The organism is Paracraurococcus lichenis, from assembly GCF_030657435.1.
Taxonomy (GTDB): domain Bacteria; phylum Pseudomonadota; class Alphaproteobacteria; order Acetobacterales; family Acetobacteraceae; genus Paracraurococcus; species Paracraurococcus lichenis.
In genome coordinates this window covers 191,756-203,426 of sequence record NZ_JAUTWS010000006.1, presented here as the reverse complement: position 1 = coordinate 203,426, position 11,671 = coordinate 191,756, and the positions used below count along the sequence as shown (strand labels likewise).

At 71.7% G+C, this 11,671-nt stretch carries 11 protein-coding genes; 6 read left to right on the top strand and 5 right to left on the bottom strand.

Features of this window, described 5'->3' with window-relative positions:
- The first annotated feature begins 10 nt into the window (after positions 1–10).
- Entirely contained in the window at positions 11–1,240 is a 1,230-nt protein-coding gene (locus tag Q7A36_RS08560) for an MFS transporter (RefSeq protein ID WP_305103262.1), read from the top strand.
- Here the strand turns inward: Q7A36_RS08560 and Q7A36_RS08555 are convergent.
- Positions 1,222–1,725 carry a cupin domain-containing protein gene (locus Q7A36_RS08555; RefSeq protein ID WP_305103261.1) on the bottom strand — a complete coding sequence of 168 codons (504 nt, stop codon included), beginning with the start codon at positions 1,723–1,725 and terminating at the stop codon, positions 1,222–1,224. The two genes, Q7A36_RS08560 and Q7A36_RS08555, sit on opposite strands and share 19 nt — an antisense overlap.
- 83 nt (positions 1,726–1,808) lie before the next feature.
- Between Q7A36_RS08555 and Q7A36_RS08550 the strand changes: the two genes are divergently transcribed.
- Positions 1,809–2,801 (top strand): NADPH:quinone reductase, encoded by a 993-nt coding sequence (locus Q7A36_RS08550; RefSeq protein ID WP_305103260.1) that lies wholly within the window; start codon positions 1,809–1,811, stop codon positions 2,799–2,801.
- A gap of 3 nt (positions 2,802–2,804) precedes the next feature.
- Here Q7A36_RS08550 and Q7A36_RS08545 read toward each other — a convergent pair whose 3' ends face one another.
- The 3 genes from Q7A36_RS08545 to Q7A36_RS08535 are packed head-to-tail and all read right to left on the bottom strand — an operon-like array spanning position 2,805 to position 5,922.
- On the bottom strand, positions 2,805–3,938 hold the full coding sequence (locus tag Q7A36_RS08545) for a zinc-binding dehydrogenase (protein ID WP_305103259.1): 1,134 nt from the start codon (positions 3,936–3,938) through the stop codon (positions 2,805–2,807).
- A gap of 12 nt (positions 3,939–3,950) precedes the next feature.
- Positions 3,951–4,919: a tripartite tricarboxylate transporter substrate binding protein gene (locus Q7A36_RS08540; RefSeq protein WP_305103258.1), complete on the bottom strand. Its 969-nt coding sequence runs from the start codon at positions 4,917–4,919 to the stop codon at positions 3,951–3,953.
- A gap of 13 nt (positions 4,920–4,932) precedes the next feature.
- Complete coding sequence (locus Q7A36_RS08535) at positions 4,933–5,922, bottom strand: Bug family tripartite tricarboxylate transporter substrate binding protein (protein ID WP_305103257.1); 990 nt, start codon at positions 5,920–5,922, stop codon at positions 4,933–4,935.
- A gap of 195 nt (positions 5,923–6,117) precedes the next feature.
- On the opposite strand from Q7A36_RS08535, the gene Q7A36_RS08530 reads away from it, so the two are divergent.
- Both Q7A36_RS08530 and ggt read left to right on the top strand, forming a co-directional pair.
- A complete protein-coding gene (locus tag Q7A36_RS08530) occupies positions 6,118–6,684 on the top strand; it encodes a type 1 glutamine amidotransferase domain-containing protein (protein ID WP_305103256.1) in 567 nt (188 codons plus the stop codon).
- Positions 6,685–6,741: 57 nt separating this feature from the next.
- Positions 6,742–8,346, top strand: a complete 1,605-nt coding sequence (gene ggt / locus Q7A36_RS08525) for a gamma-glutamyltransferase (protein ID WP_305103255.1) — start codon at positions 6,742–6,744, stop codon at positions 8,344–8,346.
- A 159-nt stretch (positions 8,347–8,505) separates the two neighbouring features.
- On the opposite strand, the gene Q7A36_RS08520 is transcribed toward ggt, so the two are convergent.
- On the bottom strand, positions 8,506–9,150 hold the full coding sequence (locus tag Q7A36_RS08520; protein WP_305103254.1) for an MBL fold metallo-hydrolase: 645 nt from the start codon (positions 9,148–9,150) through the stop codon (positions 8,506–8,508).
- Between the two features lie 110 nt (positions 9,151–9,260).
- On the opposite strand from Q7A36_RS08520, the gene Q7A36_RS08515 reads away from it, so the two are divergent.
- Positions 9,261–10,178: a DMT family transporter gene (locus tag Q7A36_RS08515; RefSeq protein WP_305103253.1), complete on the top strand. Its 918-nt coding sequence runs from the start codon at positions 9,261–9,263 to the stop codon at positions 10,176–10,178.
- Between the two features lie 229 nt (positions 10,179–10,407).
- Positions 10,408–11,652, top strand: a complete 1,245-nt coding sequence (urtA, locus tag Q7A36_RS08510; RefSeq protein ID WP_305103252.1) for an urea ABC transporter substrate-binding protein — start codon at positions 10,408–10,410, stop codon at positions 11,650–11,652.
- Positions 11,653–11,671: the final 19 nt, after the last annotated feature.

The window sequence follows — 11,671 nt, the reverse complement described above, 5'->3', positions numbered from 1 at the left end:
GCGCGGCGCCATGCCTTCCGGCCAGGCACGCAAGCTGCTGCTGCTGGCGACCATCGCCATGTTCGCCCAGCAGACCTTCGCCTCCATCGGCCGCGGCCTGCCGGCCGTGGTGGCGCCGGTGGTCATCGCCGACCTGAGGCTGGATGCCGCCTGGTTCGGCACCTATGTCAGCCTCTCCGCGCTGGCCGCGCTCACCTTCCAGCTCGGCTGCGGCAGCTTCCTCATCCGCCACGGGGCGCTGCGGCTGAGCCAGGTCGCGCTGGTCATGCTGGCCATCGGCCTCGGCGCCGGGGCCAGCGGCAGCATCCTGCTCTTCATCGTCTCGGCCGTGATCGGCGGCGGCGGCGCAGCGGTCTCCACCCCCGCCAGCTCCCACCTGCTCGGCCGCTACTGCCCGCCGCGCATCGCGCCGCTGGTCTATTCGGTGAAGCAGACCGCTGTGCCGGCCGGGCTGCTGCTCGGCGGCCTGCTCGGCCCGGCGCTCACCGCCTGGACCGGCTGGCGCGGCGCGCTGCTGGTCTCGGCCGCCGCCTGCCTTGCCCTGGTCCTGCTGCTGCAGCCGCTGCGGCGGGAGTTCGACTCCGACCGCACGCCCAGCCGCCGCTTCCATGTGAAGGATTTCGGCCGGACGATCGGCACAGTCACCGCGACGCGCGAGTTGCGCACCCTGTCGATGGCCTGCTTCGCCTTCAACGGGCTGCAGACCGTCTTCACCGCTTATTTCATCATCTTCCTGACGACGCATGGCCAGGACCTGGCTGCGGCCGGGGCGCTCTTCTCGCTGGCGATGCTGGTGGCGGTGCCCTGCCGCATCCTCTGGGGCTGGCTCGGCAGCGGGCTGGTGGCGCCGCGGGTGATGATGGCGGCGCTCGCCTTCGGCATGGCCGGCAGCACCGCGCTGCTCGGCCTCTTCGGCGACCGCTGGCCGCTGCCGGTGATCAGCGCCCTGGCCATGGTCCTGAGCGCCACCGCCATGTCCTGGCACGGCGTGCTGCTGGCCGAAACCGCGCGCCTCGCGCCGGACAACATGCATGGCGCGGCGACGGGCGGCGTCCTCTCCTTCGGCCAGGTCGGCGCCTTCCTGCTGCCGCTGGCCTATGCCGCCTGCCTCAGCCTGACGGGCCGGCACGGCACCGGCTTCGTCGTCTGCGGCCTGCCGGCGCTGCTGGTCGGGCTCGCCCTGCTGCGCGGCGGCGGCCGGCAGCAGGAACCCGCCGCGGCCTATTCCACCGCGACGTAGGGCTGGCGCTTTACCCGGTCCATGTTGATGCCCTCGATCCGGATCAGCTTGGTGGAGCCGTCGCGGCGGGGGGAATGCAGCACGCCCGGCTCGTAGAGATAGGCATCGCCGGGCTTCAGGACATAGTCGCGATTGCGCTTCGCCTTGCCGGGCGTCTCGCCCTCCGGCCGCGCCAGGCAGTCCCAGTCGGTCATGACCGTCTCGCCCGCGGCCTGGCCGTAGATCGCCCAGGAGGGACCGTGGTCATGCGGATTGCTGCCCTTCGCCCCGACATAGGCATGGGCGAGAATGGTGAAGCCCAGGTCGGGATCCTCGTAGAGCACCTTGCGCTCCGGCGTGCCCTCCGGCAGCGCCTCGGCGACGAAGGCAGGATCCTTCAGCGCCTCCTGCACCAGCTCGACCACAGCGACGCGGCCGGCCGGCCCGGGATCGGCCAGCAATGCCTCCCGGCACTGGTTGGCGAATTGCTCGACGGAGAGGGACATGGCGGGGACCTCCTTTTCGGTGCATGCAAGCCGGGCGGCGGCCAGGATGTCAAACCCCTGCCGTACCGGCCAGGGAGGGAAGGATGCGCGCAGTCTGGTACGAAGGCACGGGCCCGGCGCGGGAGGTGCTGCAATTCGGGGAGCGCCCGGTGGCCGAGCCCGCCCCCGGCGAGGTGCGCGTCCGCCTCTTCGCCTCCGGCGTCAACCCGGCCGATACCTACCGTCGCGCCGGGACCAGTTGGGCCAACGAGTTCCCGCTGATCATCCCGCACAGCGACGGCGCCGGCATCGTGGAGGCGCTCGGCGAGGGTGCCGATCCGGCGCTGCTCGGCCGCCGGGTCTGGCTCTACAACGCCCAGCGCTTCCGCCCCTTCGGGACGGCGGCCGAGAGCACCTGCGTGCCGCAGGAGTGCGCCCACGACCTGCCTGACGGGGTGCCCTTCGAGGTCGGCGCCTGCCTCGGCATCCCCGGCATGACCGCGCATCGCTGCCTCCTCGCCGATGGGCCGGTGGAGGGGTTGCGGGTGCTGGTCTCCGGCGGCGGCGGGGCGGTGGGGAACTATGCCATCCAGTTGGCGCGCTGGGCCGGCGCCGCGCAGGTGCTGGCGACGGCGAGCGGCGGCTGGAAAGCGGAGGATGCGCTGGCCGCCGGTGCCGGGCACGTCTTCGACTATCGCGCCCCGGACTGCGCCACGCGCATCCTGGAGGCGACCGGCGGCCAGGGCGTGGACCGCATCGTCGAGGTCGATGTCGGCGGCAATGTCGCGCTGTGGTCGGCGGTCATCGCGCTGAACGGCAGCGTGATCGGCTATGCCAGCAAGGGCAACCTGACGCCGGCCATCCCGGTCTCCGCCACGCTGATGCGGAAGAACGTCAACCTGCGCGGCGTGGTGCTGAACAGCGCGCCGGCCGCGGCGCGGCGGCAGGCGATGCTCGACATCACCCGCTGGCTGCGGGAGGGGCCGCGCATGCACCGCATCGCCGCCGCCTTCCCGCTGGCCGAATCCGCCGCGGCGCATGAGGCGGTTGAGGCCGGCACCAAGCGCGGCACGGTCGTGGTCCTGCCGCAGGCCTGAGCGCTACAGGTTCGGCCGCAGCACCTGCCGCAGCACATTGCCCTCGGCCAGGCGGTCGAAGCCGGCATTGATCTCGGAGAGCGGCAGGAAGCCGCTCTTCAGCGACCCCACCGGCAGCTTCCCGCGCCGGTAGAGGCCGAGGAAGCGCGGTATGTCCCGCTCCGCGATGCAGCTTCCCATGTAGCTGCCGAGGATGCTCTTCTCGTCCGAGACCAGGCCGGAATGCATGTAGGAGAAATTGGCGCCCTGCGCCGGCAGGCCGGCGCTGACCACGCTGCCGCCCCGCGCCGTGATGGCGTAGGCGAGTTCCATCGCCTTGATGTTCCCCGCCGTCTCGATGACCGTATCCACGCCGCCATCGGTCGCGGCCTTCACCTGCTCGACCACGTCCGTCTCGGTCGCCAGGAAGGTATCGGTCGCGCCCCATTGCCGCGCCAGGCCGAGCTTTTCGGCGTTCGCGTCCACGGCGATGATCCGCCCGGCGCCGCCAGCGACGGCGGCGAAGAGCGCGTTCATCCCGACGCCGCCGAGGCCGACCACCGCGACGACGTCCCCGGCGCGCATCCCCGCCGTGTTCAGCACCGCGCCGGCGCCCGTCATGACCGCGCAGCCGAAGATCGCGGCATCCTCGAGCGGCACGTCCGGGTCGATCTTCACCGCCGAGCGCCGCCCGACGACCGCGTATTGCGCGAAGAGCGAGAGGCCGCTGCCGTGGTTGATCTTCTCGCCGTTCAGCCGGCTGATGCGCTTCGCGCCGGAGAGCAGCGTGCCCGCCGCCCGCGCCGCATTGCCCGCATTGCAGATATTCGGCCGCCCGCGTACGCAATTGCGGCAGACGCCGCAGGAGGCGACGAAGACGGTGATGACATGGTCGCCCGGCCTGAGGTCGGTGATGCCCTGCCCGACCTCCCGCACGATGCCCGCGCCCTCATGCCCGATCACCACCGGCAAGGGCCGCGGCCGGATGCCCTCGATCGCCGAGAGGTCGGAATGGCAGAGGCCGGCGGCGGCGACCTCGATCAGGATCTCGCCGGGCCCGGGACCCTCGAGGTCCACTTCCTCGATCACCAGGGCCTGGCTCGCGGCATAGGGGCGCGGCTTGCCCTGCTCGAACATGATGGCGGCCTGCATGCGCATGGGCTGTCGTTCCTACTCGATATGGATGTCGGCGGCGCGCGCCACCTCGGTGTTGATGGCGATCTCGCGCGGGATGCGGGCGCGGAACTCGGCCGGCCCCTCGCCTTCCACGATGCCGCCGGCCTGCTCGATGCGCGCGATGATCTCGGGCTTCCTCAGCAGCGCCTGCACATCGGCGGTGATGCGCTGCACGATCGCCTCCGGCAGGCCGGCGGGGCCGACGAAGCTGTACCAGGGGGAGGTGTCGCGGATCGGGAAGCCCGCCTCGGCGCTGGTCGGCACGTCCGGGAAGGCCGGCGAGCGCCGCGGCGCCGCGACTGCCAGCGGCCGCAGCTTGCCGTCCCGCGCCAGGGCGATGGCGCCCGACAGCGTCGAGAAGGTGATCGGCACGCGCCCGCCTACCACGTCCTGCAGCGCCGGCGGCGCGCCGCGATAGGGCACATGCGTCAGCTCGATCCCCGCCTGGCGCATGAACATCTCGGTGGCGAAGTGCCCGGAGGTGGCGACGCCCGAGGTCGCCGCCGCCATGCCCGGCCGGCGCTTCGCCGCTTCCACCACGTCCCGCACGCTGCGGAAGGGCTGGTCCGGCCCGGTGAAGAGCACGGTCGGCGAGGAATAGATGACGATGATCGGCGTGAAGTCGGCGAGCGTGTCGTAGGGCAGGCGCGAGAAGACCGCCGGGTTCGAGGTCAGGTTGCTGGTGCAGAGGAAGAGGGTATAGCCGTCGGGCGGTGACTTCGCGACCGCCTCCGCCGCGATCACCTGGCTGGCGCCCGGCCGGTTCTCGATGACCAGCGGCTGGCCCCATAACCCCTGCAATGGCTCCTGCAGGATGCGCGCCGCGAAGTCGGTCGGCCCGCCGGGCGGGAAGCCGACCAGCAGGCGGATCGGCTTGTCCGGCCAGGCGTCCTGCGCCGCGGCCAAGCGCGGCAGCAGCGGCAGTGCGGCGAGCGCCGCGAATTCCCGGCGAGTCCGGTGCATCGCTGTCCTCCCCCTATTCGGCCTTCATGCCCGCGGCGCGGGCCACTTCCGCCCAGGCCCGCAGGTCGTCGCGGATGCGGGCGGCGAACTCCTCCGGCCCCAGCGGCAGCACGATGCTGGCCTGGCTCGCCAGCCGCGCCTCGACCTCGCGCGTCGCCAGCAGCGCCGCCATGTCGGCCGCCATCCGCTGCACCAGCGCCGGCGGCGTCGCGGCAGGCGCCAGCAGCCCGTACCAGACGCCCGTATCCACCAGCGGCCAGCCGAGCTCGGCCGTGGTCGGCACATCGGGCAGCTCGGGCGCCCGCTGCGGGGAGAGCACTGCGAGCGGCCTAAGCTGGCCATTGCGGTAGGGACCGATGGTGCCGACCAGCGTGCCGGCGGTGAGCGGCACCAGCCCCGCGACCACGTCCTGCATGGCAGGCGCGGTGCCGCGATAGGGCACATGCGTGAGCTGGATGCCAAGCGCGCGTTGCAGCAGCTCCATCCCGTAATGCCCGTTGCCGCCGATGCCGGTGGTGGCGACGCCGATCGCGCCCGGCCGTGCCTTCGCCTCCGCAATGAGTTCCGCAAGGCTCCGCCAGGGCTGCTGCGTGCCGCACCAGAGCACGTTCGGCGACACGGCGATGGCGTGCACCGGCGCGAAATCCACGACCGGATCATAGGGTAGCTTCGCATAGAGCGGCGGGTTCATGACGTGGTTGTTCGCCGCCAGCAGCAGCGTGTGCCCGTCCGGTGCGGCGCGCGCCACGGCCTCGGTGGCGATGGTCGCATTGGCACCGCCTCGGTTCTCGATGACGACAGGCTGGCCCCAGGCGGCCTGCAGTCCGGGCGCCACGGCGCGGGCGATGAAGTCGGTCGGCCCGCCCGGCGGAAAGCCGACGAAGAGCCGCACCGGGTGGTCCGGCCAGGCCGCCAGCGCCCGTCCCGCCATCAGCAGCGCCGGCGCGGCCAGCAGCGCGCGGCGGCCGGGCCTGGCCCGGGACAAGCCCGATCCGGATCGCATGGCATCCCTCCCCTGCCGCCAGCCTTGCCGGCCGGGGCGTGCAGCGGCTGACGATCCGGCGGCGGGGCAGGCCCGTCAAGGTCGCAACCGCCGCGCTGCCCGACCGTTGAGGCGGCACCGGGGACACGGCCCGCATGGCCGCGCGCCGCCCAGCGGCGACGCCCCGACCGACCCAAAGAGACGAGGATGCACCCGATGGCGAACGAGCTCAGCGGGAAGAAGGTTGCCGTGCTGGCGACCGATGGCGTGGAGCAGGTGGAGCTGACCGAGCCGGTGAAGGCCCTGAAGCAGGCCGGCGCGGAGGTACATGTGGTGTCGCCGACATCCGGCGCCATCCAGGGCTGGAACCACTTCGACAAGGCCGACCGGATCCCGGTGGACAAGCCGCTCGACCAGGCCGACCCGTCGCAATACGAGGCGCTGATGCTGCCGGGCGGCGTGATCAATCCGGACCAGCTCCGCCTGCAGCCGAAGGCGATCGACTTCGTCCGCCATTTCGTCGAGACGAAGAAGCCGATCGCGGCGATCTGCCATGGGCCCTGGACGCTGATCGATGCCGGCGGCGTCAAGGGCAAGCGGATGACGAGCTGGCCCTCCCTGCAGGCCGACCTGCGCAATGCCGGTGCGGAGTGGGTGGACGAGCAGGTCGTGACCGACAACGGCTTGGTCACGTCACGCAAGCCGGACGACATCCCGGCCTTCTCGAAGAAGATGATCGAGGAGTTCCGCGAGGGCCGGCACACCCGCCAGGCCGCGGAGTAGGCTTCACCGCCGGCGCGTGGCGTGCTGGCATGGCGGCGAGCAGAGAAGGATCCCGCCATGCACCCGGCGCTGCGCGCACACCGGCCGCTGATCATGGGGCGCCGCGGTGCGGTCGCCACCAACCATCCCGTCGCCACGCAGGCCGGGCTGGACGTGCTGCGCGCCGGCGGCACAGCGGTGGATGCGACGATCGCCGTCTCCCTGGTGCTGGGCGTGGTGGAGCCCGGCATGTCCGGCCTGGGTGGCGACGGCTTCTTCAACCTCCACCTCGCCGATGGCCAGGCGCTCTGCGTGAACGCGACCGGCGCGGCGCCGCTGGCCGCGACGCCAGAGGCCTACCGGGACGGCATCCCGGTCGCCGGGCCGCGCAGCGCCTCGACGCCCGGGCTGCTGGCGGGCCTCGGCCTGCTCTACGCGCGGCACGGCACGCTGCCCTGGGCACGGCTGGTGGCGCCGGCCAAGGCAGCGGCGCGCGAGGGCTTCGCCGTCACCCACCACTACCGCCATTTCGCCAATGACTGCCTGGCGAAGCTGCGCACGAGTCCCGGCAGCCGGGCACGCTTCCTGGCGGATGGCGCGGTGCCGGCGCTGGGCGACGTGATCGTGCAGCCGGAACTCGCGGAGACCCTGGCCGAGATCGCCGCCGAGGGCGCCGGCTGCTTCTACCAGGGCGGGCTGGCGCGGCGCCTCGCCGCCGGCATCGCGCGGGACGGCGGGCCGGTGGCGGAGGCCGACCTCGCCGCCTGCTCGGCGGAGCTGCAGGCACCCATCAGCGTGCCCTTCCGCGGCTTCGAGGTGCGGCAGACGCCGCCCAATTCCACCGGCTTCACCTTCCTGCAGATGCTGCGCATCCTCGATTGCTTCGACCTCGGGGCGCACGACCTGGACAGCGCCGCGCTGATCCACCTGATGGTGGAGGCGAAGAAGCTGGCCTTCCTCGACCGGGAAGTCTGGGGCGCCGATCCGCGCGGCCTCGACATCCCGCTGGAACGGCTGCTCTCCGCCGAGCATGCGGCGGCGCTGGCGGCGCGGATCGACCCGGCGCACGCCTCGGACCTGCCGGTGCGGCCGGAGCAGGCCGGCGACACCACCTATTTCTGCGTGGTGGATGCGGCGGGGAATGCGGTCTCCGCCATCCAGTCCATCAATTCGGCCTTCGGCAGCGGCGTGACGGCCGGCGACACCGGCATCCTGATGAACAACCGCATGGCCTATTGGCACCTGCAGGATGGCCACCCGAACCGCCTCAGGCCCGGGATGCGCGTGCGCCACACCATGAATGCGCCGATGGTCTTCAAGGACGGCAGGCTCTGGGCCGTCTTCGGCACGCCAGGCGCCGACAACCAGGTGCAGGTGAACCTGCAGGTCATGGTCGCCATGGCGGTCTTCGGGCTCGATCCGCAGCAGGCGCTGGAGGCACCGCGCTGGACCAGCAGCCAGCCCGGCCAGGCGGCCAACTACCCGCATGCCGGCGATGCGACCCTGACGCTCGAGGCCGGGCTCGGCGCCGCGGCCGAGCAGTTGCGGGCCTGGGGCCACAAGGTCGCGGTCGTCCCGCCGCTGGAAGGGCCGTGCAGCGTCGAGGCGATCCGCCTTCTCGAGAACGGCGTCCGCATGGCCGGCAGCGACCCGCGGCGGGACGGCTGGGCCGCTGCCTATTGAGGCGTTGAACCCAAGGCCCCGCATCGCTTTCCCACCCCGTCGTCCCGGGAGGTCAGCCGATGTGGATCCTGCTTCTGGCCGCGCTCGCGGTGCTGCTGCTGGTCGTGCTCGATCGCCTCGAGCTCTTCAGCGTCTTCCCGCGCCGCCGGCCGCGCGACGTCACGCGCCGCGAATGAAGGGGTTGGTCCGCCGCTCCTGCCCGAAGGAGGAGCCCGGGCCATGGCCGCAGAGGAAGGCGATCTCGTCGCCGAGCGGCAGCAGCTTGGTGGTGATGGCCTCGATCAGCGCGGCGTGGTCACCATAGGGGAAGTCGGTCCGCCCGACCGAGCCCTGGAACAGCACGTCGCCGACGATGGCGATGCGCTGCGCCGTGCTGACGAAGACCAGATGGCCGGGCGTATGCCCCGGGCAGTGCAGCACGTCGAAGTCCGCGGCGCCGATGCGGACCGTATCGCCCTCTGCCAGCCAGCGGTCGGGCGTGACGTTGCGGCATTCGAAGCCGTATTGCGCGCCTTGCGCCTCCAGCCCTTCCAGCAGGAAGCGGTCGCGCTCGTCCGGGCCGATGATGGGCGGCCTGCCCGGCAGCGCCTCCTGCAGCGCCATGGCGCCGCCGGCATGGTCCAAGTGGCCATGGGTCAGCAGGATCTGCCCGACCGTGATCTTCAGCTCGCCGATGGCGTGCAGGATCCGCTCCGGCTCACCGCCGGGATCGACGACCACGCCCTCGCCCGTCGTCTCCTCCCACCACAGGGAGCAGTTCTGCTGGAAGGGCGTGACGGGGACGATCGCTGCCTTCAGGCCCATGGGCTGCTTCCATTGCGCGGGGGATCGTCGAGCACCTCGGCCCGATGCGGCCCGGTGTCAAGCCGGCGGCCGGGCTGGACCGGTCGGCGCGATGGCGCCAGGGTGCGGGCATGCCTTCGCCCAGTCGTACCGATGCCGGTGGCGCCCTGCCGCCGGCCGCCGTCGCCCTCATGCTCCTGCTCTGCGGTGTCTGGGGGCTGAACCTGGTGGCGATGAAGGTGACCAGCGCGGGCATCCCGCCGGTGCTGCAGGCCGGGTTGCGGTCCGTGGTCGCCGCCGGCCTCGTGCCGCTGCTCTGCCGGCCGCTCGGCCTCACCTTCGGGGAATGGCGCCAGCCGCGCCTGCTGCTGCCCGGCATCGCGGCCGGGCTGCTCTTCGCGGTCGAGTTCATCGCGCTCTATGTCGGCATCGGCCTGACCACCGCCTCGCGCGGCGTCGTCTTCCTCTACGGCGCACCCTTCTGGGTGGCGCTCGGCACGCATTGGCTGGTGCCCGGCGACAGGCTGACGCGGGCCAAGGCGCTCGGGCTCTGCGTCGCCTTCGGCGGCCTGGTGCTGGCCTTCGCCGAGGGGCTGCGGGCGCCGGGCGGGCCGGACATGCTGGCCGGCGACCTGCTCTGCCTGATCGGCGGCGCGCTCTGGGCGGCGACGACGGTGCTGGTGAAGGCCTCGCCACTGCGGGAGGCCTCGCCCGCCTTCGTCCTGCAGGTCCAGCTCGTCGTCTCGGCGCCGCCGCTGCTGCTCGCCTCCGCGCTGCTGGGCGAGCCTTGGGCGATCGATCCGCAGCCGCTCGTGCTCGCCACCTTCCTCTATCAGGCAGCCGGCATCGCCGGCGCCAGCTACCTCACCTGGTTCTGGCTGGTGTCGCGCCACTCCGCCTCGCGGCTGGCCGCCTTCAGCGTGCTGACGCCGATCTTCGGCGTGGCGGCGGGCGCGCTGCTGCTGGGAGAGCCTCTCGGCGGCGGCTTCCTGGCCTCGGTCGCGCTGGTCGCCCTGGGCCTCTGGCTGGTCAACCGCCCGGCTGGCTGAGGAATGCCGGCGCGCATGGGTCGGCTATTCCGGCCCTGCTTCAATCGCTTGCAACTCACAGCCCTGCGCGGAGGCCTGCTGCTCGCTTCTTGGGCAAGCGTTGATCGCGGGGCTTTGAGCCGGCCGCCCTCCTGCTGGCACGCATCTCGCTTCGGAACCCGTGCGCCCGCGCACCCAAGGGGGGTGGTCCGGCGCGAGCCGCCAAGGCTTGATGAGGAACGACAGCCTGATGTCCACGACGTCCCTTACACTCACGCGCCGCGCGGCGCTGACGGGCCTCGGCGCCGCGCTCGCGCTGCCGGCCATCCGTCCCGCCTGGGCCCAGGGCGCCCCGATCAAGATCGGCGTGCTGCACTCCCTCTCCGGCACCATGGCGATCTCCGAGACCGCGCTGCGCGACACCGTGCTGATGATGGTGGAGTGGGCGAACAGCAAGGGCGGCGTGCTCGGCCGCAAGCTCGAGGCCGTCGTCGTGGACCCCGCCTCCAACTGGCCGCTCTTCGCCGAGAAGGCGCGCGAGCTGCTGCAGGTCCATAAGGTGGACGTGACCTTCGGCTGCTGGACCTCGGTCTCCCGCAAATCCGTCCTACCGGTCTTCGAGGAGCTGAAGGGCCTGCTCTTCTACCCCGTGCAGTATGAAGGCGAGGAGGAGAGCCCGAACATCTTCTACACCGGCGCCGCGCCGAACCAGCAGGCGATCCCGGCCGTCGAGTACCTGATGTCGAAGGATGGCGGCGAGGCGAAGCGCATCGCGCTGCTCGGCACCGACTACGTCTATCCGCGCACCACCAACCGCATCCTGCGCGGCTTCCTGAACTCCAAGGGCATCACGAATGCCGACATCATGGAGGAATACACCCCCTTCGGCCACAGCGACTGGCAGGGCATCGTCGCCCGGGTGAAGCGCTTCGCCTCCGAGGGCAAGAAGACCGCGATCGTCAGCACCATCAACGGCGACGCGAACGTGCCCTTCTACCGCGAGCTGGGCAACCAGGGCATCAAGGCCGAGGACATTCCCTGCGTCGCCTTCTCCGTCGGCGAGGAGGAGCTGGCCGGCATCGACACCAAGCCGCTGGTCGGGCACCTCGCGGCCTGGAACTACTTCATGTCCATCAAGGGCGCGCCGAACGAGGAGTTCGTCAAGCTCTGGCAGGCCTACATCAAGAACCCGAAGCGCGTGACCAACGACCCGATGGAGGCCACCTATACCGGCTTCCGCATGTGGATGCAGGCGGTGCAGAAGGCCGGCACCACGGCGGTCCCGCAGGTGACGCCGGCGCTGATCGGCCAGAAGCTGATGGCGCCCTGCGGCTACGAGGAGGAGATGCTGCCGAACCATCACCTCTCCAAGCCGGTCTTCATCGGCGAGGTGCAGGGCGACGGCCAGTTCAACATCGTCTGGAAGACCCCGACCGCGGTGAAGGCGGAGAACTGGTCGCAGTTCATCCCCGAGAACGCGAACCGCAAGCGCTGAAGCCTGACGGCGGCGGTGC

Coding starts and splice junctions, on each gene's coding strand:
- Q7A36_RS08560 (WP_305103262.1), top strand. CDS start 11: ATGCCTTCCGGCCAGGCACGCAAGCTGCTGCTGCTGGCGACCATCGCC.
- Q7A36_RS08555 (WP_305103261.1), bottom strand. CDS start 1,725: ATGTCCCTCTCCGTCGAGCAATTCGCCAACCAGTGCCGGGAGGCATTG.
- Q7A36_RS08550 (WP_305103260.1), top strand. CDS start 1,809: ATGCGCGCAGTCTGGTACGAAGGCACGGGCCCGGCGCGGGAGGTGCTG.
- Q7A36_RS08545 (WP_305103259.1), bottom strand. CDS start 3,938: ATGCGCATGCAGGCCGCCATCATGTTCGAGCAGGGCAAGCCGCGCCCC.
- Q7A36_RS08540 (WP_305103258.1), bottom strand. CDS start 4,919: ATGCACCGGACTCGCCGGGAATTCGCGGCGCTCGCCGCACTGCCGCTG.
- Q7A36_RS08535 (WP_305103257.1), bottom strand. CDS start 5,922: ATGCGATCCGGATCGGGCTTGTCCCGGGCCAGGCCCGGCCGCCGCGCG.
- Q7A36_RS08530 (WP_305103256.1), top strand. CDS start 6,118: ATGGCGAACGAGCTCAGCGGGAAGAAGGTTGCCGTGCTGGCGACCGAT.
- ggt (WP_305103255.1), top strand. CDS start 6,742: ATGCACCCGGCGCTGCGCGCACACCGGCCGCTGATCATGGGGCGCCGC.
- Q7A36_RS08520 (WP_305103254.1), bottom strand. CDS start 9,150: ATGGGCCTGAAGGCAGCGATCGTCCCCGTCACGCCCTTCCAGCAGAAC.
- Q7A36_RS08515 (WP_305103253.1), top strand. CDS start 9,261: ATGCCTTCGCCCAGTCGTACCGATGCCGGTGGCGCCCTGCCGCCGGCC.
- urtA (WP_305103252.1), top strand. CDS start 10,408: ATGTCCACGACGTCCCTTACACTCACGCGCCGCGCGGCGCTGACGGGC.